Raw genomic sequence first — 26,446 nt, 5'->3', positions numbered from 1 at the left:
ATTTGTGGACAGTAAAGTTCTTGCTTATTAAAATTTTATTTTAATAATTTTGAATTAGATAAAAGAAAAAAGTAGGAGAATATCTCCTACTTTTTTTACGCTGTTCCAATCTGATCTTGATCTGCCACATCAGAATCAAATGTATTCGTTGCACTAACACCGTTAAACGTATTCACGACAAACCCAACATTGGAAGCTCCAGATCCGTTATAGGCTTTCGTGTTTTCTTTCGGAGATACGTTATAAAAATCTCCTAAGTTGAAAGAGCCGTTACTGTTTTGCACGACGAGATTTCCTACAACCGAAGGCATACCATCCACCTACTTTACTAAGCTTTTTAATTACTATATGAATTATTGTGCGGAAGGTTCATCCGTAATATATTGGCGGATTTGTATAATACGAGAGTTATTAAAACCATAATCAACATTTCCAATTTGAAAGCAACCAGAATTTAAAAGTGTGCGTAATTCAACGTTATTAACTTCAATAAAAGGGCATTCATTTACAATGTTTAATTTTACATCTGTCGTTCGTTTTGGAATTGTGATGTGTTCATCTGTAAAGATTTCAAAAGCATCAAAGCGACCTTCTCCCCGTATATAAAAAGGAATTTCACGGTGGACGGCAATAGCTCTACTTTTTAATTCCATTTGGTTTGCATCTCCAACTTGAAATACAGCAGCAATCCCTAAAGAAATAATAGAAACATTTTGGACAATAGACACATGATGCAACATAATTTCTCAGTCTCCTTAACCTGGAGTAGGAGGGACATCTGTTACTAATGGTACAAATGGACCCTCTGTAACTGTTTCAAATGGTGTATCGAGAATAGAAGATAGAATGAGGAGATTTGCATCTCCAATTAAAAAGAGTGCGGACGACGATACACCGTTCATTTTAATCTGTCCGACTTTTAACTCACGGTTTACAACGTTAAGGTTCATACATACTTACTCCTTTCGGAAATTTCCCGGTATGTGCTGAATAAAGGAGAGAAAGGCTTTGTCAATATCTTGTTTCATTGCCTGAATAATGATATCTCGTAAATAATCTGGATCTGTTGAAATACCTTCATATGATTGCGCTTGTGATAAATAATAAGGGAGTCGATGCTCCATCTGTTTTTTTATGTCATCCACCATCATTTGTCGATACATTTCATCAAGCGGTGTTCGCTCTTCTTGTTCAAAATGGAGAATACGATTATATGCTTCTTCATCTAAGTATCGATGCATTTCTTGGAGGATACCTTGATAAAAGTCTGGGTTTGTTTCAGTTTCAGGGTTTACCTTCAATGTTTCTGTATCCACTTGAAAATCTTCAATTTGTTGTCCTTTTGCTGAAAATGGGTTTAAACCAATATTTAAAGTACCATTTAAATTTTCGACTTTTAATTGATCGAATTTGTATTCCACTTTTCCTACAGAAGAGGAGGGGCGATTTTTTAATTCGTTAAGCTCTTCTTGGAGTTGGCGCACTTGATCTTCTAAATTCAGGATGGCTGCTTGTTGTGTTTGAAGAGCTTGTTGAAGTTGGTGTAAGTAAGTATATATATCTTGATTCATTTGTGAAACCTCCTTTTCAATAGGGAGGGTAAAAATATTCCTGCTATATATTTATGACAAGGATGTCTTAAGAAGAACTAGTTGATGGTTTGATAGAAATAATTTGTCCTTTCGCCTGTAATGGGCGAAGCGGCTCCGTAAATCCGCCCGTATTTGAAAATTTAGATAGGGCTTTAATACTTCCGGCAGTACCAATTTGGAACACAGAAGAGGTTGTAATGCTATCAATTTTAATACTGTTGATGATGATACTTTGGTTTACATAAAAATTCAATGCAATTGCCTCCTTTAAGTTGAGCCAATTATCGCTTGATCGATTACATCTGAATCGTTGACAGTCGTTGCACTTTGATAATTGTAGACAGAAACATTGTCTCCAACGTTGAAAGAGCCGGCCCCGGCGAAAGCACGTGAGTAACTAATAGGCCTAATCGCAAATACATCTCCAATATGAAAAATACCACTTGATCCAATATTGACGATACGAATATGTCCGACCATAGCTGGCATATAAAACACCCTTCGTTTTTAAAATTTTCTTTTCTACTATTGTATGGGCGTTTTCAATAAAATGTGTGTTTTTTTGAAATAAAAGACACACACACGCTATTGCGTGTGTGTGTCGAGTGTTTGATTTGGGTGAAAATCCGTATGTACATGCCAAATTACATTTAAGAGCCTGTCCAGTTCTTGGCTACAATCCACTGTTTTTTGAGAAGTCATTCCATAGCGTTCAGCAAAATAAATCATTTTTTCACGTTTTTTTTCAATCGCTTGCTCAAACATTGAAATCGGCTCCATCTCTAAATGAAATTTTTAGTATATATGTAGTACATATTATACAAAAACTCCATAAAAAAGAAATACCTTCGCTAAAAAAAGTAAAATTTCTACATTTTATGCCAAATATAAAGGCGTAACGAATAGGGTATGAGAAGAATATTGTAAAAATTAGCGTGTATGAGAAGGTTTTTTTCTTACGGATGCGAATACAATTAAAGGGCATGAGTTTTAGGATGGAGAGTGGAAATATTGCGTTTTGTAACGGCGAAGAAAGAAGAAAAGGTATTTGTAGGTATTGTGGATGAAGAAGAAAAAAAGGTATTACACTTAAGAGAAGCGCAAAGACAAAAAGGGGAAAAGGTTACAATCCCTATTACAATGTTAGAGTGTATTGAAAGAGGAACTGAATGCTTTGAGAAAGTATGTGAAATTGTAAATTGGGCAAAAGAGAACGGGGAAGCGGCGTATTATCCGTTAACAGAGGTGAAAATATTAGCACCGATTCCAAGGCCAAGAAAGAATATTTTGTGCGTTGGAAAAAACTATCGTGAGCATGCCATAGAAATGGGCGGAATAGAGTCTATTCCAGAAAATATAATGATTTTTACGAAAGCACCAACAACAGTTATTGGCATAAATGAGCAAATTAATGGTCACCCTCATGCAACGGACGAACTAGATTACGAAGGAGAATTAGCTATCATTATTGGTAAGCGAGGGAAGCAAATAAAAAAAGAAAAAGCGCTTGAGCATGTTTTTGGTTATACGATTATAAATGATGTAACAGCTCGAGACATTCAAAGAAAACATAAACAGTTTTTCCTTGGGAAAAGCTTCGATACATTTTGTCCGATGGGACCGTATTTAATTCATAAATCGGTGGTTAATGCGCCGAATGCATTACACATTGAAACGGTAGTAAATGGAGAAGTAAGGCAAACTTCCAACACAAATAAAATGATTTTTTCAATAGAAGAAATTATTTCAACGATAAGTAAAGGAATGACTTTAGAACCAGGCGATATTATCGCAACAGGAACCCCGGCTGGTGTCGGAAAAGGTTTCACACCACCGAAGTTTTTACATGCTGGTGATGAAGTGGTTATTACAGTAGAAGGAATTGGTACTTTGCGAAATGTAGTGAAGTGAAGAAAAGAGCTATCTTGTTAAAAGATAGCTCTTTTTTATGGCCTTGGGTTATAGAGGTAATCAATAACGGAAAAAGTGTAAAGACCAATGAATGCAAGTGTACAAATGCCAAATAGTATAACCGTAAGTGCGCTTTTTTCTCGTCCAAAACCAATGATAGTAAGAATAACAGCAGTCCAAAATGATGCTTTCAGTAGTGTGAATGTAGTAGGAGTTGAGTAGTGAGTAAGCCATGTTGTGGAAAGTAGGAAGCCAAAGAATGTAACTAAAATAAAAGATGTAGCTAAATAGTTAATATGTTTACCATATCTTAATAGCATATCGCACCTCCTTTACGATTTTAAAATACAGAAAATTACAAAATTATCTTAATGTAAATGAATATAAAAAGAAAGAGGTTGTCCCAACATGTCGGACAACCTCTCTATCATTACGATAATACAGCTTTAATTTTTTGGAATGCCCACTCTAAATCTTCTTCAGAGATTACTAGAGGTGGTGCGATACGAATTACGTTTTCATGTGTTTCTTTACATAGTAGACCAGCTGCTTTTAGTTGTTCACAGTAAGGACGAGCTGGTTCGTTTAATTCGATACCGATGAATAAACCTTTACCGCGAACTTCAGTGATCATTGGGTTATCAATCTCTTTTAATTGCCCAACTAATTTTTCACCTAATTGAAGAGAACGCTCTGTTAATTTTTCTTCTTCTAACACTTCAAGAGCTGCGATAGAAACAGCACATGCAAGTGGGTTACCACCGAATGTAGAACCGTGAGAACCTGGCTCGAATACGCCTAAAATGTCGCGGTTTGCTGCTACGCAAGAGATTGGGAATACGCCGCCGCCAAGTGCTTTACCAAGTATGTACATGTCAGGAGTTACATTGTCCCAGTCACAAGCAAATACTTTACCAGTACGGCCTAAGCCAGTTTGGATTTCATCTGCTACAAATAAAACGTTTTCTTTTTTACATACTTCAAAAGCTTCTTTTAAGTAACCAGCTGGTGGGATGTTAATTCCTGCTTCACCTTGAATTGGCTCTAAAATGAATGCTGCTGTGTTTGGTGTAATTGCGGCTTTTAATGCTTCTAAATCACCGTAAGGAATTACAACGATGCCAGGAAGCATTGGACCGAATCCACGCTTGTACTCTTCGTTTGAAGACATAGAAACAGAACCCATTGTACGTCCGTGGAAGTTATCTTCACAAACGATGATTTCAGCGCGGTTTGCTTCTACTTTCTTCACATCGTAAGCCCAGCGACGAACTGTTTTAATTGCAGTTTCAACAGCTTCAGCACCTGTATTCATTGGAAGTACCATTTCTTTATTAGTTAGTTTCGCAACTTTTTCGTACCAAGGACCTAATTGATCGCTATGGAAAGCACGAGAAGTTAACGTAACACGATTAGCTTGGTCAATTAAAGCGTTAATAATTTTCGGGTGACGATGACCTTGGTTTACTGCAGAATATGCACTTAATAAGTCCATATAGCGGTTTCCTTCAGGATCTTCTACCCAAACACCTTCTGCTTTAGAAATAACGATTGGAAGTGGGTGATAGTTATTTGCTCCGTATGTGTCTGTAAGTTCGATAATATCCTTAGTTTGAATCATGATTGTTCCCCCTTTTGTTATTACAAGAAGTTTGTAAATACTCTAAATATTATAGCATTTAAATGTAAAAAAGCGAAACATTTCCTGAAAATAAATGAACATGTTATCATATAGAGTGAAAAAGTGTGAAAAGAGGAGGTAAGGGATACGATGGTACATATGCATATTACAGCATGGGCGTTAGGTTTAATTTTATTCTTCGTTGCGTATTCACTTTATTCAGCAGGAAGAAAAGGTAAGGGTGTACATATGGGGCTTCGCCTAATGTATATCATCATTATTGTGACAGGCTTCATGTTGTACATGAGTATTGTGAAGACAGCAACAGGTAGCATGCACATGTGGTATGGCTTGAAAATGTTAGCTGGTATTTTAGTTATCGGCGGAATGGAAATGGTTCTTGTAAAAATGAGCAAAAACAAACCAACAGGGGCGGTTTGGGGCTTATTTATTGTTGCGCTAGTAGCAGTATTATACTTAGGACTGAAATTGCCACTTGGCTGGTACGTATTCAAATAAAAATAAAACCACCTTATAATCTCAAAGACTTGGGAGATAAGGTGGTTTTTTATTTTATGTCGCATCGATATGCAACTCTTCTCCATTTACTTTCGTAAAACGGAACATATTTTTATTTGACGTAGTGTGACGGACGAAATGGTGCTGCAGTGTACAGATCATTTCGTCGTTATCAAACAAAAGAATATTTACTCCTTCGCGTGACTCCTCTTTCGGTAAGAAAGATAAATAATTATGACAATACATGCAATCATATAAAGAGTAGTGAAGTGATTGCAATGATTCGGTTAATAATGTGAAGACAGAGTCAGGTAATTCCTCGAGCCATTCATTATAGCTAAGAAGTAACTTTTTTCGAATACGTACCATTTCACCATTTTGCAAATGGTGTTGCTCGTTGGCGATTTGTAATACATCTTGTTCATAGAAACGGGCTGGTAACCAATTGTTATTATACAAAATTTCAAACCCATCTTCGGCAATATCTTCTAATAGAAACGCTTCATCATTTTCATCATCAAAGAATACCCATTCATTGTTTATATATTCTACATTACCGACTGTATGAGCACGGGGCTGGTTATATAAAATATGTTTACGTTGTATCATATACGATTTCTCCTTTATGAAAAGTAGTTATTCCTGTTATAGACAGTTCGTGCGTTCTTTATAACTAGACACATCTAGACATAGGTGGGCATACAATAAAACACGTTTTACTGAGTGAGAATGCTATTCCATATGTGGATAGTAGGTTATCGTCAAGTTTTTCATTTTTTGATCCGCACTCTTAGGGTGGGGATTACTGCACGTTCAAGAAAAGAAATAAGATGGAAGGATGATTTATATGTGCGGGATTACAGGATGGGTGGATTATAAACGCTCATTAGAAGGAGAAAGAGATGTCGTTACGAAGATGGCTGAGACGTTAGCGAAGCGGGGGCCGGATGATAATAAAGTTTGGATTAAAGGAAATGTCGCATTTGGGCATAAACGGTTAATTGTTGTTGATCCTGAGGGGGGGAAACAACCAATGACTTGTTTAAAAGATGAAACGAATTATGCCATTTGCTATAACGGTGAACTTTATAACACAGAAGACATTCGAAAGGAATTATTAAGAAGAGGGTATACGTTCAAAGGTCATTCTGATACAGAAGTATTATTAGCTTCTTATATTGAATGGAAAGAAGAATGTGTCGATCATTTAAACGGTATATATGCGTTTGCAGTATGGGACGAACAGAAAGAACAAGTATTTATTGCGAGAGATCGATTAGGTGTAAAGCCACTTTTTTATAAATATGATAGCGGACGCTTATTATTTGGTTCGGAGTTAAAAGCGATATTGTCGCATCCAGATGTGAAGGCGGAAGTAACATTAGAAGGGTTATCAGAAATATTCGGACTCGGACCGTCAAGAACGCCTGGCCACGGTATTTATGCTGGTATAAAAGAATTACGTCCAGGTCATGCGATGACATTTTCAAAGAACGGTTTATGTATATGGAGATATTGGAATGTAGAAAGTAAAAAACATGAAGACTCTTTTGAAGAAACAGTAGAGAAAACGCGCTTTTTATTACAAGATGCTATTACAAGACAGCTTGTTTCTGATGTACCACTATGTACTTTTTTATCAGGTGGTGTAGATTCGAGCGCTATTACAGCTATTGCAGCGAAAGAATATGAGAGATCGGGAAAAGGGCAATTGCACACGTATTCTATTGATTACGAAGATAATGACAAATACTTTAAAGCAAATGCATTCCAGCCAAATTCAGATGCTCCGTTTATTAATTTAATGACTGAGACATTTCAAACAACCCATCATCGCTGCGTCATTTCGAATGAAAAATTAGCAGAGTATTTAACTGAAGCAGTACTTGTTCGTGATTTGCCTGGTATGGCAGATATCGATTCGTCATTATTATGGTTTTGCCGAGAAATTAAACAAGATTTTGTCGTTGGCTTATCTGGAGAATGTGCAGATGAAATATTTGGTGGATATCCGTGGTTTTATAGAGAAGATGATTTACAATCGAGTGCATTTCCATGGATGCGTTCTACAGAGGCACGTGAACAACTTCTAAAAAAAGAATGGAGAAATAAATTAAATTTACAACAATATGTACAAAGGCGTTATGAAGAGTCGATTCAAGAAGTTCCTATTTTAGAGGGGGAAAGTCCGCTAGAAGCAAAAAGACGCCAATTATTTTATTTAAATATGGTATGGTTTATGACAACATTATTAGACAGAAAAGACCGCATGAGTATGGGGGCAAGTTTAGAAGTACGTGTTCCATTTGCAGATCATCGTCTTGTCGAATATGCGTGGAATATTCCTTGGGAAATGAAAATGTATAAAAACCGCGAAAAAGGTCTATTACGTAAAGCGTTAGAAGATGTACTTCCGCATGACATCTTATATAGAAAGAAGAGTCCGTATCCGAAAACGCACAATCCACACTATACAAACGCAGTAACAGTATGGCTTCAAAATCTATTAACGGATAAAGGTTCAATTTTACACGAACTGTTTGATAAAGAGCAGTTGAGCGGATTGATTCAGTCTGGCGGCAGTGCATTTCAAACACCATGGTTTGGTCAATTGATGACTGGGCCACAGCTTTTAGCTCATTTAGCACAAATTCATGTTTGGTTTAAAGAATATGGGGTAAATATTAAGGAATAAGGGAAAAGCGGCTTACAATTATGTAAGTCGCTTTTTATTAAAGAAATTGTCATATAAAATTCAAAATCACCTTATAAATAATACTTAAATAGAATTATTATTTTGACGTACTTATTATTACTTGTTATAATTGGAAACAAACGTTCTTGAAAAAGATTCTCATTTATAAAATTGAGGTGTTATATAGATGACAAAGAAAAAAATAGGTTTACTCGTAATGGCGTATGGAACACCAGAATCATTAGACGATGTAGAGGCATATTATACACATATCCGTCACGGGCGTACGCCATCAGAAGAAGCGCTTGAAGATTTAATTGGGCGCTATAAAGCGATTGGTGGAATTTCACCGCTTGCAAAAATTACGAAAGAACAGGCGCATAAATTAACAGATTCAATGAATAACATATTTACAGAGTATGAATTTACTTGTTACTTAGGTTTAAAACATATTGCACCATTTATAGAAGATGCGGTAGAAGAAATGAAGCGTGATGGGATTGAGCAAGCGATTAGTATCGTATTAGCGCCACATTACTCTACATTTAGCATTAAAGCGTATAATGACCGTGCTATTCGTCTTTCGCAAGAAATTGGTGGTCCTGTTATTGAACCAATTGAACAATGGTATGATGAACCGAAATTTATTTCGTATTGGGCAGACCAAATAAAAGAGACGTTTACAGAAATTGATAATAAAGAGAAAGCAGTCGTAATTTTTTCAGCGCATAGTTTGCCAGAAAAAATTATTGCAACAGGAGACCCATATGTAGAACAACTAAAGCATACGGCAGATTTAATTGCAGAAGCTGCAAATATTCAAAACTATACAATCGGTTGGCAAAGTGCTGGGAATACTCCAGATCCGTGGATTGGTCCAGATGTGCAAGATTTAACGAAAGATTTATATGAAGAGCATGGGTACGAATCTTTCGTATATTGCCCAGTTGGTTTTGTAGCGGAGCATTTAGAAGTTTTATATGACAACGATTATGAATGTAAAGTTGTAACGGATGAATTAAATGCCAAATATTTCAGATCAAATATGCCGAATGCACAATCTGCATTTATCGACTGTTTGGCTGAAATTGTTTCCAAAAAAGTGAAGGAAATAGTTGACAAAGATTTAGTTTTGAATAATAATTAATTTATAATAATTTTAAATAAATAATGATTACTACGAAAGAAAGAGGAGGATCCCCCTAGATGAATCCAAATAATCGCTTAACAACAAACCAAGGTGCTCCAGTTGGAGACAACCAAAATTCTCGTACAGCTGGTCGTCGTGGACCAGTATTATTAGAAGACTATCATTTAGTAGAAAAACTTGCGCACTTTGATCGTGAACGTATTCCGGAGCGTGTTGTGCATGCACGTGGTGCAGGTGCTCACGGTGTATTCGTAACGAAAAATAGTATGAAGCAATATACGAAAGCAGCATTTTTACAAAATGAAGGAACTGAAACGCCTGTATTTGTTCGTTTTTCAACGGTTATTCATGGTCAAGGTTCTCCTGAAACAGCACGTGACCCACGTGGGTTTGCTGTTAAATTTTATACAGAAGAAGGAAACTACGATATCGTAGGTAATCATTTACCAGTTTTCTTCATTCGTGATGCAATTAAATTCCCTGATATGGTACATTCCTTAAAACCAGCACCTGATACGAATATTCAAACGCCAGATCGTTATTGGGATTTCATGACGTTAAGTCCAGAATCTACACATATGATGACATGGGTATTTTCTGATTACGGTACACCAGCAAGCTATCGTGAAATGGAAGGTTTCGGCGTCCATTCATTTAAATGGATTAATGAAGAAGGCAAAATTGTTTATATTAAATACCACTGGAAACCACAGCAAGGTGTGCGTAACTTAAATGCGAAAGAAGTGCAAGAAGTACAAGGGAAAGACTTCAATCATGCAACTCGTGACTTGTTCGATGCAATCGAAAAAGGAAATTACCCAAAATGGGATTTACACGTACAAGTTATGCAATTAGATGAAATGGACTCTTTAGACTTTGATCCACTAGATCCAACGAAAGTATGGCCAGAAGATCGCTTCCCATTAATGGAAGTAGGGACAATGACGTTAAATCGTAATCCGAAAAACTTCTTTGCAGAAGTAGAGCAAGTAGCGTTCTCTCCAAGTGCAACTGTAAATGGTATTGAGCCATCGGAAGATAAATTATTACAAGGTCGTTTATTCTCTTACCCAGATACACAGCGTTATCGTCTTGGTGCAAATTACTTACAAATTCCTGTAAACTGCCCATACGCAGCTGTTCATAATCAACAACGTGATGGTGCGATGCAAGTGAATCAAAACCCATCTACAATCAACTACGAACCGAGTCGTCATGCAGAGAATCCAGTTGAAGACAAAGCTTACCGCGATTCAACTATGAAAGTAGAAGGCTATGTATCTCGTGAAAAAATTGAGAAACCAAATGACTTCAAACAAGCAGGTGAGCGTTACCGTTCATTCTCTAAAGAAGAGCAAGATAACTTAATTGCAAACTTAACAAATGATCTAAAAGACGTAAATGAACGCACAAAATTATTAGCTGTTTGTAACTTCTTCCGTGCAGATCAAGAATACGGTATGCGTTTAGCACAGGCATTAAATGTTGATATTACGCAATATGTAGGAAATGCTCCGAAATAAATAGGAAAAGACGACCGAAGCCCGGTCGTCTTTTTTGTATAAAGTTATGTGGGGTATTTCGCATGTAAAACATGTCGCAATTTGTTGGTAAATCGATATGTTGTGTCGAACCGTTGATATATTGAAAGAAACAATCGATATATTTGAAAAATCGTTGATATATTCAAAAAATCGCTGATATATTCTCCCTAATACCAGATTGGGTATTGAGAAATCTATGTAACAAGTTCCCATTATTTAATAAGGCTAAGTGGCCTGAGTTCTACGATAGATAGGAACTCAGGCTTTTTTATGCAAAAAATTTATGAAATCTTTTTGGAATAAAACTGAGGACAAGAAAGAGGGCGATTTCTCCTAAAATAGCGACAATGATATTGAATAAAAAGGTACGGAAATTTGCAGTGATATGAGTAAGAATCGCGTATTTCCAATAAGATAAGCTCATGAAAATCACTCCTTGTAGCATTTTTTATAGTATATAAAATTTGTTTCGTAAAAGTGCGTGTCTTAGTTTGTGATTTGCGAAAAAACAAAATAAATTCTCAATATAATTTCAACAATTGAGTAATAAAACATGGAATATATTACCTGTTTAATTGCATAGGAATAGGAGTGTTTACAAAAATATTTTTTGAATTAACATAAAATTTACAAAAAACTAATAAATTGTTGAAATAATACAAACGTAAATATATACTCTATATATACTTTTTACAAAAAAAGGATGTGATGAAATGAATTACATGTTTACTTGGTAGGATAAGATTGATTCATTTTACAAATTCGAAAAAATTAAGTGAGGAGAAATGTACATGTTTCAATTTATGAAATCACCAATCGGTATAGCGGTTGGAGTAGCAGCGGTTATATTAGCGTCACCAAAAGCGAGAAAGGGGCTAAGAAAGCTAGCGGTAAAAACAGTATCTGCTTTTCTCGGTGCAAAAGAACAAATTCAAAATGCTAGTTCAGAAATGGAAGAAGCTTTACCGAAAGTAAAAGAAGCGGCACGTAAAGTGGCAGTAAAAACAGTATCGCCAATTATTGGAGCAGTAGAAGCTGTACCGACAACTATTTCTAAATTCCAGGAAAAATGGGCGTCTCGTGTAAATGCATATCATTCTGAGCAGAGTGTAGATTACGAAAGCATACCTGTTACTCCTTAGATAGTAAGTGATTTTACTTCCTTTACAAGGATAAGGAGGATGATGATGCAGAGTAAATTATTAAAAACGAGATTTATACGATCGTTACCTGGAAGAATTCGAATTGAAATATATAAACTAAAATACAACTTGGACATGGCGAACTTGATAGTAGAACGTTTTCGTGACGTGGAAGGTATTTATCAAGTGAGTCCCTCTATCTCTACAGGAAGAGCCCTGATTACTTACGATATCAACAAGACCTCTCTACATACCGTTTGTGAAATAATTAAACTCCTAGAAGAACAAACTACAAAGAATACTAACTTTAACAATATTGAAGAAACGAAGAAAGCAGAAGATTCTTCATCTAGTGTAATTTCTTACGAGAAAAAAGGTGAAGGTGTTCCATTGCCACTAGCGCTTTCTGTCGCTGGATTAGGTGCGTTCGGTATAAAGCAACTATTTATGGGAAGATCAGCTTTAGCTAGAAGTCCAGGGCTTTTTTACTTGTCGGGGGCTTTATCTGTTTTGACGGGATACCCGTTTTTAAAACGAGGATTCAAAAAAATGGTTGCTAGCAAAAAAGTGAATTCTGATCTAGTGCTTGGCATAGGAACGCTTGCACTCGCACTAGCGCGGGAAAATATCGTCGTACTAGCGGGACTTAGTCTATTAAATTATTTAAATTGGAAGCGTAGTCAAGCGAACATAAATGAAGAGAAAGATTCGTATAAAGAAAGAATTTTATCCCCGGAGATTAAAGCATACAGTGAAAAGCAATCGAAATGGGGCATGCTTTTTGGGGGAGCAACATGGGCCTTTACGAGAAATCCACTACGCGGAATGGCGGTTTTATTAGCTGCGAATCCGAAACCTGCAGTTTCGTCTGCTGAGTATGCATGGCGACAAGGAGATCTCGTTGCGAGGGAAAGAGGATATCTTATTCCAAATGAAGGATCGTTATCTCAACTGTCCCGAACGAGAACAATCGTATTTGACGATATATCGCGTATATTCTGTCATGAAGAAGCGGAGATTAGCTGCATTTCAGAAGATGAAGGGCAAGTTTGGTGCACGGCAGCCTCACTGCTGGAGAAAAGTGGGCATGATTGGAAAGAGGAAGTTGTGCAACGAGCGAAGCAAACAGGAAGAACGTTAAGGAAAGCTTTTGAAATCGAAGTTGATGACGAAGGGATAAAAGGTGACATACAAGGCATTCCATCCTTTATCGGGAGTAAAGTATTTGTGCAGCGAAATGGTGTAGATATAAGTGCTTATGAGTTAGAAGCGAAAGGACTTGGCAAAGAAGGATTTAACGTTCAGTTCGTTGCTAAAGGTAAAAAATGTGTAGGATTGTTAGTTGGATCGAAAATGACGATTACACCTGAATTCACAGAAATAATGAAAGAATTAGGTGAAAATCAGTGGAAGTTTGCAGTTTTGCAAAATAGTTTACATGTAAATCATAGTGTTCTTTCGCAGCACGGTATTGATGCAAGTTGGCAACATAGTGATGTTGTAGAGCGTGTGGAGCGTATTCGTTCGGATGGGGAAGAAGTATTATTTGTTTGTGAGGATAATATTGAATTTCCGTCTGTATCTTATTATGAAATGAAAAATATATTTCAGTCAATCGCCTATGCGAAACAAATCGATTTATTAGTGAAAGAACATTTTCGAGTAGCGAAAATATGGAATATTGCCGGGGAGATGCTGGCTGTTTGGTCTATATTCACGGCACCTATTATCGCTTTAATGGCAAATGCTCTATCTTTAACGTTTTTATCTAGAGCGAAGCGAGTAAGTGAGAAGATTTTTTCTAATAAAAAGTTACTGAATATGAACCACTCGGTAGCTAGAGAAACTTCTACAAAATGGTATGCACTCTCGCAAGAAGATGTAATAAAAGATTTACAAGTGGAGAAACAGCAAGGGCTAAGCGCTCGAGAAGTGCAAATGCGACAAGAAAAGTATGGAATGAATAGAATTGAACCGAAGCAGTCTGTTCCTTGGATTGTTTCATTTATGGGGCAATTTAAAGAGTTTACATCGCTTATTTTACTTGGAGCAGCTGGATTATCTGTATTATCAGGTGGGGTGTTTGATGGATTAGCGATGGGGACAATTCTCGTCGTCAATGCGGTAATTGGAACCCTTCAAGAGCGAAAAGCAGAAAAAGTAGTAGAAGCTTTAAATCAATTCCGTGCGCCAAATTGTATAGTAACCCGTGAAGGGGAAGAGATAGAGGTAGCAAGTAGTGAGCTCGTCCCAGGTGATGTTGTCTGCCTTCAAGCTGGAGACCGCGTACCTGCGGATCTTCGTATTATAGACTCTTGGAATTTAGAAGTTAATGAAGCGATGCTAACGGGTGAGTCTCTACCAGTTGAAAAGAAAGTGGATGCGGTAGGGGAAGAATGTTCGTTAGCGGAGCAGAATAATATGCTCTTTATGGGCACATCCGTAACGCGCGGCAAGGCGAGAGCTATAGTAGTGGAAACCGGGATGAGTACAGAGATGGGCTATATGATTTCCTTAATGAAGGGGGAAGAAACAGAGCCTACACCACTACAGCAAAAGGTGACGTCTATTAGTAAAACCTTTATTAAAGGAGCATTTGTGGCTGGCGGTATTGTGCTTGTAGCAGGATTGCTACGCGGTTTACCGATTACGCAAATGATTACAACATCAGTTGCTCTTACAGCATCTGCTGTGCCAGAAGGTTTACCGATTATGATTACAATCGCTTTAAGTGCAGGAATCTTTCGTATGCAAAAGCAAAATGCACTTGTTCGGAAGCTTTCTAGTTTAGAAACGTTAGGTAGAACAACTGTTATTTGTTCTGATAAAACAGGTACTCTTACGAAGAATGAAATGACAGTTAAAGTCATTGCCACACCAAATCGTATGTGGAGTGTATCGGGTGATGGATATGAACCAGTTGGTACAATATCGGATGTAACGTCGTCTAAAGTCGCAGCTGCTGTAGAGATGGAAGTAGAAGAAGCGACTTATCATGAAAGTGAAAAAACGCCGTTAGAACATCCAGATTTTGTTCGCGTTCTGCAAATTAGTGTTCTTTGTAATAATAGTAAGTTAGAACATGAAGACGATCAGTGGATTGTGAAAGGTGACCCAACTGAAGGGGCTTTATTAAGTTTTGCTTCTAAAGCGGGTGTTTCATATAAGGATATGGCATCATTTGAACGACATCATGAAGAACCGTTCGATTCTGAGACGAAAATTATGAGTGTCGTTTGTAAGGAAAATGAATCATTGTATAAGTTTTCGAAAGGATCTGTAGAGGCGATCCTTACTAGATGTAAATGGTATCAACATAACGGTGAAATCTATCCGTTATGTGATAAAGAAAAAGAGGTCATTTTACAACAAAATGAAGGTTTTGCAGAACAGGCATTACGTGTATTAGGTTTTGCGTATAGTAATGTTGAGAATAATGACCTTATTTTTGTTGGGTTAGTTGGTATGATTGATCCGCCAAAACCTGAAGTGGAAGAGAGTATTCGTGAAGCGATTGAACTTGGTGTAAAACCTGTCATGATTACTGGGGATCATCCGACTACGGCAATTTCTATTGCGAAGCAGACCGGTATTTGGAATCGTGATGATCGTGTTTTGACAGGGGTAGAAATCGACAATGTAACAGATGAACAATTAAAAGAAATTGTAAAAAATACTTCTGTTTTTGCTCGCGTAACACCGGCACATAAGTTACGTATAGTAGCTGCATACCAAGCGGACTGTCAAATTGTAGCGATGACTGGGGATGGTGTAAATGATACACCTGCTATAAAGAAAGCGAACATTGGTATTGCGATGGGGCAAACAGGAACAGAAGTAACGAAAGAAGCTGCCGATCTTATATTGAAAAAAGATCATTTCGGTTCCATTGTGGAAGGGGTAAAAGAAGGTAGAACGATTATTGGTAATATTCGTAAAGCGGTTGGATGTTTATTGACGGGAAATTTAGCTGAAGTATTAGTGACAAGTGCGGCAGTTATTGCGGGAATGCCGATTCCGTTAGTACCAATTCAAATTTTATTAATGAATCTTATTACAGATGCTTTACCAGCGATGATTTTAGCTGTAAATCCTGGAAACAAAACGAAGCAAACGAAACGTCAAGACATTGTTGATAAAGAGTTGTACAAAAAAGTTGTAACGCGAGGAATACTGCTTGGAGCAGGGTCACTTGCTTTATTCGGTATGAGCTTAGCGGCTGGCGTGCCTCTTGCGGTAGCGCAAACATCAGCATTTGCAGCATTAGTTGCAGGTCAACTTATTCAAACATTCTCTTGGAGACAAGAAGGATCGGACGAAACGATGCGTGATTGGTCAAAAGATCGTTTCTTTGTGACGGCGTTAGGAACGTCTTGGCTTGTATTATTATCAGCTATATATGTTCCGCCATTTGCTCGTATATTCCATACCGCTCCATTAACATTTATGCAATGGGTACCTGTTCTTTTTGTAGCTGGTACAGTATCTCAAATTTCAAAACCTATTATTAAATTAATCTCATATAAGAATGATGACTCGAAAAAGTTGGTAGTTAATGAACTAGCATTATTAAAAACAGTGTAAAGGAGTAATGAAAATGATACGAAAAATTGTTATTGGATCTACTTTAGCGTTAGCAAGTGCCGCTTTATTACCTGTTGTAAGAAATACACTCCGTCCACTTGTTGAATCAGGTGCAAAAGGTGTGAAGTCTACTTTTGGAACGATTAAAGAAGAAGTGGAAGATATTATTGTAGAAGCGAAAATGGATAGAATGCAAAAACAATTCGAGAAAGAACTTTCTTATGTTGAAGAAGAACATTCTAATGAACAAGAGATAATTGAAGCAGCTGCAAAGGTTGAGGAAAAGGAGGAAGTAAGAAATGACGCATAAAGCTGTTGAACAAGATGTGGATTACCATTTAGAAAAAGCGTTAGTACATTTTGAACAGGCGCTAGACTTGAGTGTAAAAGCGGCATCTGAAAATAAGGCGATGCAAAAAGAGATTGCTACTAAAATGGGATCTTTTACGGGAGATATCTTTCAATCCGTTCGTGAAAAAGGAAAAGTGAATCGCATGAATATAATGAAGTGGTTCACTCTACCCCGTTTTTAAACAGAGCTGTTAAGTGGAAGGAATATAGGGAGTTATTTTCTCCCTATATTCATATTCCATGCTATGTATGTCACGTTAGTTTCCGGGATGTTCAACAATACGAAGGGGTGAACGAAATGGCAGCATGGATGATGGTATTAGCGCTAACGTTTTCATCAAGTATTGACAACTTAGGGGTAGGGATTTCTTATGGCATTCGAAATATAAAAATTAGTCATCTATCAAATTTTATTATTTCGGTAATTTGCTTTTTATTTAGTGTAGTAGGAATATATTTTGGCTTATGGCTATCAAAAATTTTACCTGGGATAATGCCGGTTGTAATCGGTTCGTTCTTATTAGTTATAATCGGTCTCCGAATCATCTTACTAGCAATTCCTCGGAAGGTTTCGGTGCAAGAGATTGAAGGAGAAGTGGGGGACACTGAAATAAATGGCTTAACGAAAAATATCGGTAAATCTGGGGAAATCGGTTTTGTGGAGTCTATTTTTCTTGGGATTGGTTTATCTGCTAATGCGCTCACAAATGGATTAGGAGCGGGTTTGTTCGGTTTGAATCCAATTGCTATTTGTATTGCAGCTGCAGTTGGTAGTTTTATTACAGTATGGGGCGGAGTTGTGTTGGGAAGAAAGATAGCTCACGTTCGCATCGGTAAATTCACTTTAGGTCAGTTTGGTACATTGATTAGTGGAACATTATTATTAGTTATTGCCTTTGCTGCATTTTTTGATTAATTCATAGAAGGTGAGTGAAAGTGAGATTACTGTATAAAAGACTGAAATATTCGGAATTAGAATCGGAGTTACAATTAGTAGAAAGTGTTTTAAGTTCGGGGTATTTTATTTTATTGGATTTAATCTTCGTATCTTTCTTATTAATGGTACTGACCTTTTCTATGCATCATTCATTTTTTATAGCAATTGTCACATTCGTGAGTTCTTACATAATTTGTGGTAGTGTATTTTTATTATTACGGAAATGGTTAAAATGAGTTGAAAAGCTATCTTAATTTTTTAAGATAGCTTTTTTGTTTACAAAATGTAAACATATAAAGGACTTCTATCTTGTAAATAGTCGAAAAAATTTGTTAATATGAATTGTATAGAGATTATAGTTGTTTTTCTTATAATAACTATGGTTATTCTCGTGAATAAAGGGGAATGAGATATGTCTCAAGATAATGAAAAAAGTAATCTTGGATTGTTGTTGAAAAAGTTACTTAAGGAAAAGTCTTTATCGATGCGAAAGCTTAGTTTGCTTACTGAAATTGATACGGCTACTATTTCAATGATTGTAAATGGTAAGCGAAAGGCAAATCCGAAGCATTTGCAAAAGTTCGCGGAGAGTCTTGGTGTTCCAGTTGGTGATTTGTTTGTGGCAGCAGGCTATTCTATTGAAACGAAACAGGAGGAGCAATCGGATATTCATGTTTCCATTAATAACATTGAACATTTACTTGAATCCGCACAGCTCTATGATCAAAAGTTTAGTATATCGAATGTAGAGCAGCAATTAACGAATTATGAACAATATTCGCAAACAGAAGAAGGCAAAGAAACGATTGAAAAGGGGTTTCTTGAAAAGATTCAAAAGGTAAGCAGTATTGGCCCGTTTATTAATGATTTAAAAGAATTGTATGAAAGATTTACGAAGAAGAAGGGAACGACTGCAGAACTTGCTTTAATGGGAAGTGCGCTGATCTACTTTATATTATCGGTCGATGTAATTCCGGATTATATATTTCCAATCGGCTATTTAGATGATGCGGTTGCAGTACAACTCGTTTTAAATGCACTAATGAAAAGGTAAGATGTTTATATGAATAGATAGATAAGGATATTTATATACCAATAGTTTGAGATAATTGTATCGTTATGAATATACGAAAAAGGTGTACCCCGTGTTAGAACGGAGTACACCTTTTTCGTTTTAATTTGCCGATTCTTCTACATACTCATAAGCTTTCTCACCATGCATCGAAATATCAAGTCCCATGTGTTCCTCGTGCTCATCTACTCGAACGGGGAGGAAAAAGCTAATAACTTTAATAATGGTGTACGTCATTATGATTGTAAAGGCATAGGTTGCCCCGATTGCTACAAGTTGTTTAAACAGTAACGCGGCGTTTCCGTAAAACAATCCGTTCGCACCATCCCCGTTTACGGCAGTAGTTGCAAATAGTCCTGTTGCAATACCGCCCCAAGTTCCTCCGATGCCGTGGCATCCAAAGGCATCAAGTGTATCGTCATACCCGAATTTTGTTTTTAAGAAGAAAACGGCGCCAAAGCATAATATACCACCAATTGCTCCGATAAGAAGGGCGGAGAAAGGTGTAACGAACCCGCAAGCTGGTGTAATAGCGACTAGACCAGAAACAACTCCGCAAGCAGCTCCCATTGCGGTCGGTTTTGATTGGAAGAACCATTCAGAAAGCATCCAAGTTAGAGCCGAGGCAGCGGCGGCTATATTTGTATTAATAAATGCAGTTAACGCTACGTCGTTTAAGGATAATGCGCTGCCGACGTTAAAGCCGAACCAGCCAAACCATAATAAACCTGCGCCTAACATTGTAAATGGCAAATGGTGAGGAGAAGAACCATTTATGTTTTTTCGTTTTCCAAGGAAAATAGCTAATACAAGACCAGCAACTCCGGAAGTGATGTGAACGACGTTTCCGCCAGCGAAGTCTAGGGCGCCAAGTTCCCTTAGCCACCCACCGACGCCCCATACCCAATGAGCGACAGGATTGTAAACGATTGTTGTCCATAGAAGGATAAAAATAAGAAAGGCAGAAAATCGCATTCTTTCAGCAAATGCACCTGAAATTAAAGCTGGAGTTAAAATGGCGAACATGAGTTGAAACATCATGAATAAATTGTGAGGAATAGTAGATGAGTAGTCTGGATTTGGTGCGTAGGTAACTCCGTTTAGACCGAACCAATCAAGTGTACCGATAAGCCCGTGCCAATCTGGTCCGAATGATAAAGAATAGCCGATAACAATCCATTGAATCGAAACGATAGCCATTGCACTATAACTATGCATCGTTGTACTGAGTACATTTTTACTGCGAACCATACCTCCATAAAAAAGTGCCAATCCTGGTGTCATCAACATGACCATTACTGTCGCCATAAACATAAAAACTGTATCTCCCATATCCATGATCTCTCCTCCTGTAATGTTAGAAGAAATAACATATATTTGTTATGTTTCATATCATATTCGAAATTAAACCGAAAATCAACTAAAAATTCAGAAGATTATATATATGATGTAATAAAACCTAACATGAATTATTTTGTGAGGATTAAAATCGACATATGCGCTTCATTCAGAAAATTGGTATAATATTCTTACAATTATAGAACTTGGGGGATGCGTGTGGGAAAAATACGGACTAGGAAACTATTCATTTGTTTTTGCTTAGCTGTTGTTTTGTTTGTACCAATACATACTTTTGCAGACGAAAAAAGAGAGTGGCGAGATGAAGTTATATACTCCATTATGATTGATCGCTTCAATAATGGAGAACCGAAAAATGACAAGCAGTTAGAAGTTGGTAATTTAGAAGGGTATCAAGGCGGGGATATAAGAGGAATTATAAAAAGGTTGGATTACATAAAAGAAATGGGTTTTACTACCGTTATGCTTTCGCCGCTTTTTGAAAGTGGAAAGTACGATGGATTAGACGTGCGAAATTTTAAAAAGGTAAATGAACATTTCGGGACAGACAATGATGTGAAAGAACTTGTAAAAGAAGCTCATGCAAAAGGAATGAAAGTTGTATTTCAATTTCCACTTGGAGAAAACGAACGACAGGTAATTGACGCAATGAAATGGTGGATAAAAGAAGTTGATTTAGACGGAAGCTATGTTATACATAGTGAAAAAAAGCCGCGTTCCTTTTGGGATAACGCGCAAAAAGATATGCAAGTGATAAAGAAAGATTTTCGTATTATGACAAAGGAGGATGGTGAATACAACGAAAAAATAGTAGAATCGTTTTCTAAAGCAGATGTATCGGTGAAATCGTTATACGATGTGAGTAAAAAAGAAGGAGAATTTGTTACGTTTTTAGATGATCAAGAAACAAAAAGATATGCGCGTATTGCAAAAGAAAATATGTATTATCCGCCATCACGTTTAAAACTGGCGCTTACTTATTTGTTAACATCACCTGGAATTCCGAATTTTTATTACGGAACTGAAATTGCATTAGATGGAGGAAGTGTACCCGATAATAGACGATTAATGGATTTTAAGTCAGACGAAAAATTTATGCAGCACATAACAAAACTAGGTGAACTTAGGCAGGCGAGACCGTCTTTACGACGCGGTACGTTTGAGCTTCTGTATGATAAGAGCGGGATGAGCATACTAAAACGAAAATATAAAGATGAAGTAACTTTAGTAGCAATTAATAATACGAAAGAAACACAAAAAGTCTCCTTACCTGCAAGTGCAATTGGTGAAAAACAAGAGTTAAGAGGATTGTTGCAGGATGAAATTATAAGAGAGGGAAACGGAAAATTTTATCTCGTTTTAAAGCGTGAAGAATCAAACGTGTATAAAGTTAACGGAGAAACAGGTGTGAATTGGTTATTTATCTCCTTAATCGTTGGTGTGAATGTATTATTTATTGCGTTTTTAATTGCAGTTAAAAGGAAACGTAGATGAGAAGTTGCTGGCTCTATGTTCATGTCTTCTTATTGTATATGTAAGTTTGTTCGGTGGCGCGATAGTATTTATTCTGTTGATATGAAATTTCTTAAGAGAAACGATGTGAGAATGAAAACGTCCCTAGTGAGAGGAGGGCCAGGTTAGGAAGGGGATGTTCTTCCTAACCTGTTTTTTGTGTTAGCACCGATAGGGAAGAATCTTTGAAGCAATCAATAATTGTAACTATATTGATTTTACATTACATTAAAAGTTAGAGAATACTCTTATACTAATACAGTGCTAAATAGTAGGTGGAAAATGGAATTTTACGATTTGGGTATTACCATTAAAGAGCTTAGAATTAAAAAAAATATATCACAATCCGAATTATGTCATGGAATATGTTCACAAAGTCAAATTAGCTATTAATCTAAATACTTTATACTTATTAGGTGAACTTTACTATTTAAAGGGATGGAATTTATTGAGATTTAAACAACAGAATGAAGAAGATATTGCAAATAACATGAAAAAAGCATTATTTATATTTGAACTAACAGAAAAAGAAAATCTGATAAAAATGGTTAAAGAAAAATATTTTGAAAACCAAAATGAAAAAAGCCACTCATAATTCATTTGGGGATTACTTGAAATATAATAGAACCTACAGGGAAAATCCCTGTAGGTTCTAAACTTATAAACTTTCTTCTAAAATATTAGTGTTTAATATAAATTTTTGAATAAGAGTTTACTTAGTGTACTTTTTATTTTGAAGTCTGCATCTTTATTAACCATTTATGCTTCTTTTTAACTCCATCCAAATATAATTAAAATTAAGATGGTTCAAGTCGGAGGAAGGCGCTTTGAGGTGTCTTTTTTTATGACTTTTATCATTAACTATTTAATGTTTTTTAAATGATTACATGACATAGTTTTTTTGTACCAAGCTTTGTTGATACAGTTAGACTTATCCGTTAGTGAATTCGCATTATTAGAACATCCTACAGTATTTAGGGAGAATGTGGCCAATAAAAACCATAGTATTAATTTCTTCATATAACCACTTCTAACTCTTTTTTAATTAACATTTTTTAAGTTCCTTATTAATTTTACAATACATTAAAGGTTGGGAAATATTCTTATACTCATAAATTGTTACGTTTTGGCGGGGGGAGGAATTATGAGTTACAGCGATTTTTAAGATGACTTTGGTCTAGGGTGTAGTTACTAAGAAAAGTAATTCAAATCGAAGGGGGAAACGTCTTGAGGTGTCTTTTTCTTATTTTCAATAAGGTCTGCTAAATACATGTATAAAACAAATTCTACAATAAGGCCTAGTTTAATCATACGGTCACTTGTAAAGTATGCGTATGGTTAGACCCTGTTCACTTAGCGATTTTCACCGCATATACTTTTTTCTATAGTTTGTTCTCGTAATATTGTCTCTACAAGACAAAAAAGAAAACTCCTCTAATTAAGAGGAGTTTTCTTTTTAGCGGTAGTTAATGAACTGTACGTCGATTGGTAAATCAGCGCTACGAACAGCTGCGATTACTGCTTGTAAGTCATCACGGCTTTTTGCTGTAACACGTACTTGATCATCTTGTACTTGTGTTTTTACTTTTAATTTCATTTCTTTAATGATGTTGTTAATTTTTTTCGCGTTATCTTTATCGATACCTTGTTGAAGTGTTGCGCGTTGGCGAACAGTGTTGCCAGTTGCAGCTTCAACTTTTCCGTAATCTAAGTTCTTAATTGGAACGTTACGTTTTACAAGTTTAGAGATAAGAACGTCTTTTACTTGCTCTAATTTAAACTCGTCATCAGAAGTTAAAACAAGTACTTCTTTTTCTAATTTAATATCACTTTTACTTCCTTTAAAGTCATATCGGTTTTGGATTTCTTTTAATGCGATATTAATTGCGTTTGTTACTTCAGGTAATTCTACTTTCGAAACGATGTCAAAAGAACTATCTTTTGCCATAGTTAGCACCTCCAAATAAATTTCTAATCTTTTTATGTACTGTACATACTAAAGTATAGCTGAAAACGAGTCTAGACTTAAGTGTTTTCGTACTTATATTCATGTAACCTCATTTTATTATAGTGAATTTTGGGCAGTTGGACAAATATAGGAAAAATCATGTTATAATTAACTTTTGTTTGGAATGATAAAAAAGATAATTTTATATATATAGAAGGGAATTAAAAAATATGTATTTGCAAATAGGATCGATTGAACAGGTAACTGTTTTACGCGAAACGGAAATCGGATATATGGTTGGGAATGAAGAAGAAGAAATTTTCCTACATAAAAACGAAGTGGCTGGAGAAATTGAAGAAGGCGATACGATTGATGTATTCTTATACCTTGATCACCAAAATCGTATTTCAGCAACAATGAAGGAACCAATTATTACAACTTATGATTGGAACTGGGTAAAGGTTGTAGAAGTTATTCCTAGTTTAGGTGTGTTTGTTGATATTGGTGTGTCAAAAGATATACTAATTCCAGCTGATGAGTTCCCGATTTATATGCCGGTATGGCCAGAAGTAGGCGACGAATTATATTGTACGTTAAAATTAACGAATCGTGATCGTTTAATTGCTCTTCCGGCAAGAGACAGTGATATGCAAGAAATTATCGTAGATGCAACGCCATCTATGCGTAATAAAAACGTAAACGGACGTGTATATCGTTCACTTCAAGTTGGTTCATTCATACTAACGGATGAGCATTTCCGTGCTTTCCTACACCATACAGAAAGAAAAGAACAAGTCCGCATCGGTCAGCGTGTAACGGGCCGTATTATTGACGTAAAAGATGACGGTACAATTAACATTTCACTTCTTCCTCGTAAAGAAGAAGGAATGGAAGATGATGCTGCAGTAATTTATGCATATATGGAAGAACGAGGCGGAGCAATGCCGTTTTGGGATAAGAGCCATCCAGAAGATATTAAAGAACGCTTTAACATGAGTAAAGCTGCATTTAAGCGCGCACTTGGTAAGTTGATGAAAGAAGAAAAGGTTTACCAAGAAGAAGGTTGGACGTACTTTAAGAAATAAGGTGGATGAAAAAAGAACTATTCTTTCTCTGAATTTTGGTCATCTCCCTGTCAAGTAGACAGAAATAAAAAGAGTATTATGCCACGGCCTTTTCCCGATATTCTATCGGGGAAAGGCCGTGAAGTTTTTCTTGGAATCTTTCTGTATTATAAAACTGAATATATTCTTGAATTGCTCGGTAGGCGATTTCATATGTTTTTGGGCACACTAAATACAACTTCTCTGTTTTTAAATGTGAGAAGAATGATTCGATACACGCATTATCAAAACAGTTTCCACGTCTAGAATGACTACCGACAAATCCTAATTTCTCTAACTGTTTTGCGTAGGATTTAGATGTATATTGAAACCCTTGATCTGAATGGAAAAGGGGCTTAGTAGTTAATGACTTCCCTTCTAATTGACGTAATGTAGTTAAAACCAAATCTAAATCATTTCTTGAAGATAGCTTCCAGGCAACAATTTCATTGTTGTATAAATCTAACACAGCTGACAAATAGGCAAATTGTTCTCCGATTCGTACATAAGTAATATCTGTTACGAATTTTTGATTTTGCTTTTCAGCTTGAAACTCTCGATTCAAATGATTTTTAAATACCACAGATGTTTTTCTTCCATAAAACGGACGTTTTTTTCGAATGATAGATTGAATACCCAGCTCTCTCATAAGACGACGAACACGTTTATGATTCATTACCATTCCTTCTCGAGCCAAAGCACGAGTCATACGTTTATACCCATAGTAAGGGTGCTGACGATGAATAGATAAAATATGTTCTTTATGCCACATATCCCTTTTCTGACGTAAACGCTGCACGTTATGATATTTCCGCCATTTATAGTAGCCAGCCTTAGAAACTTCCGCGATTTGAAGCAACCATCGGAGTGGATAGGCTTGGCGTAATGAATCGATAAGAGAAAATCGTTCTTTCTTTAGGACCATTCCTTCCCGTGTAGATTTGGATTGCGCTTTTTTAAATACTCAACCTGTGCCTTCAAATAAGCATTTTCTTCTTCTAGACTATTAAAATTCTTTCGATTCCAGACACCACGTTGATCATCAAAGGACTCCCCTTGTTGCGCACGTTTTACCCACTCAATAATCTGGGCATCGCTCTTCACACCGAGTTGTTCACGAATTTCTCGCAATGATTTTCTCTCTTCTAATCGAAGACGAACTGCTTCTCGCTTTAGTTCTTCTGTATATTTTTGAAATGATTGTCCTTTTCTTGCCATAAAAAAATCCCCTCCAGATAAAACAGTATTGAGTCCATCATATCAGATGGACTCTTTTTTTACTGTCTACCTATAGGGGATAATACCATTTTTAAGAGAAGGGATAGTTCTTTTTATTTTTAATAATGTATTCGCTCTATAAGGTAGATATTGTGAAAGAAGTAGGCAGGATGGAAACTAAAGTTATA

General features: G+C 36.4%; 27 protein-coding genes and 1 pseudogene. 15 read left to right on the top strand and 13 right to left on the bottom strand.

Features of this window, described 5'->3' with window-relative positions; genetic code table 11:
• Positions 1–95: 95 nt before the first annotated feature.
• The 7 genes from gerPF to B9A45_RS24135 all read right to left on the bottom strand — a co-directional run bounded on the left by gerPF (position 96) and on the right by B9A45_RS24135 (position 2,357).
• Complete coding sequence (gerPF, locus tag B9A45_RS24165; RefSeq protein WP_001141566.1) at positions 96–311, bottom strand: spore germination protein GerPF; 216 nt, start codon at positions 309–311, stop codon at positions 96–98.
• Between the two features lie 42 nt (positions 312–353).
• Positions 354–740 carry a spore germination protein GerPE gene (locus B9A45_RS24160; protein WP_000902319.1) on the bottom strand — a complete coding sequence of 129 codons (387 nt, stop codon included), beginning with the start codon at positions 738–740 and terminating at the stop codon, positions 354–356.
• A 15-nt stretch (positions 741–755) separates the two neighbouring features.
• Positions 756–950 carry a spore germination protein GerPD gene (gerPD, locus tag B9A45_RS24155; protein WP_001052807.1) on the bottom strand — a complete coding sequence of 65 codons (195 nt, stop codon included), beginning with the start codon at positions 948–950 and terminating at the stop codon, positions 756–758.
• 6 nt (positions 951–956) lie between these two features.
• Positions 957–1,571, bottom strand: a complete 615-nt coding sequence (gene gerPC, locus B9A45_RS24150; RefSeq protein ID WP_001070760.1) for a spore germination protein GerPC — start codon at positions 1,569–1,571, stop codon at positions 957–959.
• A 67-nt stretch (positions 1,572–1,638) separates the two neighbouring features.
• Complete coding sequence (gerPB, locus tag B9A45_RS24145) at positions 1,639–1,845, bottom strand: spore germination protein GerPB (RefSeq protein WP_001012508.1); 207 nt, start codon at positions 1,843–1,845, stop codon at positions 1,639–1,641.
• A gap of 14 nt (positions 1,846–1,859) precedes the next feature.
• Positions 1,860–2,081, bottom strand: coding sequence for a spore germination protein GerPA (gene gerPA / locus B9A45_RS24140; protein WP_001111187.1), 222 nt, complete (start codon positions 2,079–2,081; stop codon positions 1,860–1,862).
• Between the two features lie 96 nt (positions 2,082–2,177).
• Positions 2,178–2,357 carry an aspartyl-phosphate phosphatase Spo0E family protein gene (locus B9A45_RS24135; protein WP_000462845.1) on the bottom strand — a complete coding sequence of 60 codons (180 nt, stop codon included), beginning with the start codon at positions 2,355–2,357 and terminating at the stop codon, positions 2,178–2,180.
• Between the two features lie 246 nt (positions 2,358–2,603).
• Between B9A45_RS24135 and B9A45_RS24130 the strand changes: the two genes are divergently transcribed.
• Complete coding sequence (locus B9A45_RS24130) at positions 2,604–3,503, top strand: fumarylacetoacetate hydrolase family protein (protein ID WP_001213086.1); 900 nt, start codon at positions 2,604–2,606, stop codon at positions 3,501–3,503.
• A gap of 35 nt (positions 3,504–3,538) precedes the next feature.
• On the opposite strand, the gene B9A45_RS24125 is transcribed toward B9A45_RS24130, so the two are convergent.
• Both B9A45_RS24125 and rocD read right to left on the bottom strand, forming a co-directional pair.
• The gene (locus B9A45_RS24125; RefSeq protein ID WP_000926864.1) at positions 3,539–3,823 is read right to left on the bottom strand and encodes a hypothetical protein; all 285 of its coding nucleotides are present in this window, start codon (positions 3,821–3,823) and stop codon (positions 3,539–3,541) included.
• A gap of 110 nt (positions 3,824–3,933) precedes the next feature.
• Complete coding sequence (gene rocD / locus B9A45_RS24120) at positions 3,934–5,124, bottom strand: ornithine aminotransferase (protein ID WP_000616658.1); 1,191 nt, start codon at positions 5,122–5,124, stop codon at positions 3,934–3,936.
• A 150-nt stretch (positions 5,125–5,274) separates the two neighbouring features.
• Here rocD and B9A45_RS24115 point away from each other — a divergent pair, with 150 nt between their 5' ends.
• Positions 5,275–5,643, top strand: a complete 369-nt coding sequence (locus B9A45_RS24115) for a YisL family protein (RefSeq protein ID WP_000233495.1) — start codon at positions 5,275–5,277, stop codon at positions 5,641–5,643.
• Positions 5,644–5,697: 54 nt separating this feature from the next.
• On the opposite strand, the gene B9A45_RS24110 is transcribed toward B9A45_RS24115, so the two are convergent.
• On the bottom strand, positions 5,698–6,252 hold the full coding sequence (locus B9A45_RS24110) for a DUF2777 domain-containing protein (RefSeq protein WP_000616049.1): 555 nt from the start codon (positions 6,250–6,252) through the stop codon (positions 5,698–5,700).
• 238 nt (positions 6,253–6,490) lie between these two features.
• Here B9A45_RS24110 and asnB point away from each other — a divergent pair, with 238 nt between their 5' ends.
• From asnB to B9A45_RS24060, 10 genes are all read left to right on the top strand, one after another.
• A complete protein-coding gene (gene asnB / locus B9A45_RS24105) occupies positions 6,491–8,338 on the top strand; it encodes an asparagine synthase (glutamine-hydrolyzing) (protein ID WP_000334004.1) in 1,848 nt (615 codons plus the stop codon).
• A gap of 187 nt (positions 8,339–8,525) precedes the next feature.
• On the top strand, positions 8,526–9,485 hold the full coding sequence (hemH, locus tag B9A45_RS24100; protein WP_084065219.1) for a ferrochelatase: 960 nt from the start codon (positions 8,526–8,528) through the stop codon (positions 9,483–9,485).
• Between the two features lie 59 nt (positions 9,486–9,544).
• Positions 9,545–11,011, top strand: a complete 1,467-nt coding sequence (gene katB / locus B9A45_RS24095; RefSeq protein WP_001069180.1) for a catalase KatB — start codon at positions 9,545–9,547, stop codon at positions 11,009–11,011.
• Positions 11,012–11,823: 812 nt separating this feature from the next.
• The gene (locus tag B9A45_RS24090; protein ID WP_000486133.1) at positions 11,824–12,174 is read left to right on the top strand and encodes a YtxH domain-containing protein; all 351 of its coding nucleotides are present in this window, start codon (positions 11,824–11,826) and stop codon (positions 12,172–12,174) included.
• Positions 12,175–12,219: 45 nt separating this feature from the next.
• Positions 12,220–16,758 (top strand): cation-translocating P-type ATPase, encoded by a 4,539-nt coding sequence (locus B9A45_RS24085; RefSeq protein ID WP_084065217.1) that lies wholly within the window; start codon positions 12,220–12,222, stop codon positions 16,756–16,758.
• A gap of 13 nt (positions 16,759–16,771) precedes the next feature.
• The gene (locus B9A45_RS24080) at positions 16,772–17,068 is read left to right on the top strand and encodes a hypothetical protein (RefSeq protein WP_084065214.1); all 297 of its coding nucleotides are present in this window, start codon (positions 16,772–16,774) and stop codon (positions 17,066–17,068) included.
• Entirely contained in the window at positions 17,058–17,291 is a 234-nt protein-coding gene (locus B9A45_RS24075) for a hypothetical protein (RefSeq protein ID WP_000148974.1), read from the top strand. The genes B9A45_RS24080 and B9A45_RS24075 overlap by 11 nt, the downstream gene beginning before the upstream one ends.
• 53 nt (positions 17,292–17,344) lie before the next feature.
• Positions 17,345–18,025 carry a sporulation membrane protein YtaF gene (ytaF, locus tag B9A45_RS24070; protein WP_228161142.1) on the top strand — a complete coding sequence of 227 codons (681 nt, stop codon included), beginning with the start codon at positions 17,345–17,347 and terminating at the stop codon, positions 18,023–18,025.
• 20 nt (positions 18,026–18,045) lie between these two features.
• A complete protein-coding gene (locus B9A45_RS24065; protein WP_001238640.1) occupies positions 18,046–18,282 on the top strand; it encodes a hypothetical protein in 237 nt (78 codons plus the stop codon).
• Between the two features lie 176 nt (positions 18,283–18,458).
• Positions 18,459–19,100, top strand: coding sequence for a DUF1232 domain-containing protein (locus B9A45_RS24060; protein ID WP_000076219.1), 642 nt, complete (start codon positions 18,459–18,461; stop codon positions 19,098–19,100).
• A 120-nt stretch (positions 19,101–19,220) separates the two neighbouring features.
• Here the strand turns inward: B9A45_RS24060 and B9A45_RS24055 are convergent, their stop codons facing one another.
• A complete protein-coding gene (locus tag B9A45_RS24055) occupies positions 19,221–20,456 on the bottom strand; it encodes an ammonium transporter (RefSeq protein ID WP_000367127.1) in 1,236 nt (411 codons plus the stop codon).
• 213 nt (positions 20,457–20,669) lie between these two features.
• Between B9A45_RS24055 and B9A45_RS24050 the strand changes: the two genes are divergently transcribed.
• Together B9A45_RS24050 and B9A45_RS24045 are read left to right on the top strand one after the other, a co-directional pair.
• Positions 20,670–21,971: an alpha-amylase family glycosyl hydrolase gene (locus B9A45_RS24050; RefSeq protein ID WP_044129256.1), complete on the top strand. Its 1,302-nt coding sequence runs from the start codon at positions 20,670–20,672 to the stop codon at positions 21,969–21,971.
• A gap of 382 nt (positions 21,972–22,353) precedes the next feature.
• A pseudogene (locus tag B9A45_RS24045) lies at positions 22,354–22,584 on the top strand (hypothetical protein); the annotation flags it as partial.
• A gap of 861 nt (positions 22,585–23,445) precedes the next feature.
• Here the strand turns inward: B9A45_RS24045 and B9A45_RS24040 are convergent.
• Complete coding sequence (locus B9A45_RS24040) at positions 23,446–23,937, bottom strand: YajQ family cyclic di-GMP-binding protein (RefSeq protein WP_001040149.1); 492 nt, start codon at positions 23,935–23,937, stop codon at positions 23,446–23,448.
• 230 nt (positions 23,938–24,167) lie between these two features.
• Between B9A45_RS24040 and B9A45_RS24035 the strand changes: the two genes are divergently transcribed.
• Positions 24,168–25,022: a CvfB family protein gene (locus B9A45_RS24035; protein WP_000281260.1), complete on the top strand. Its 855-nt coding sequence runs from the start codon at positions 24,168–24,170 to the stop codon at positions 25,020–25,022.
• 76 nt (positions 25,023–25,098) lie between these two features.
• On the opposite strand, the gene B9A45_RS24030 is transcribed toward B9A45_RS24035, so the two are convergent.
• A protein-coding gene (locus B9A45_RS24030; protein WP_142263085.1) for an IS3-like element ISBth8 family transposase occupies positions 25,099–26,258 on the bottom strand; the annotation gives its coding sequence in 2 pieces (ribosomal slippage) (positions 25,099–26,000 and positions 26,000–26,258; 1,161 coding nt in all).
• Positions 26,259–26,446: the final 188 nt, after the last annotated feature.

This window comes from Bacillus sp. JKS001846 (assembly GCF_900176455.1).
In the GTDB taxonomy this organism is placed as follows: domain Bacteria; phylum Bacillota; class Bacilli; order Bacillales; family Bacillaceae_G; genus Bacillus_A; species Bacillus_A cereus.
Note: the sequence above shows the minus strand (reverse complement) of the source record. Positions and strands in the feature narration are given on the sequence as shown.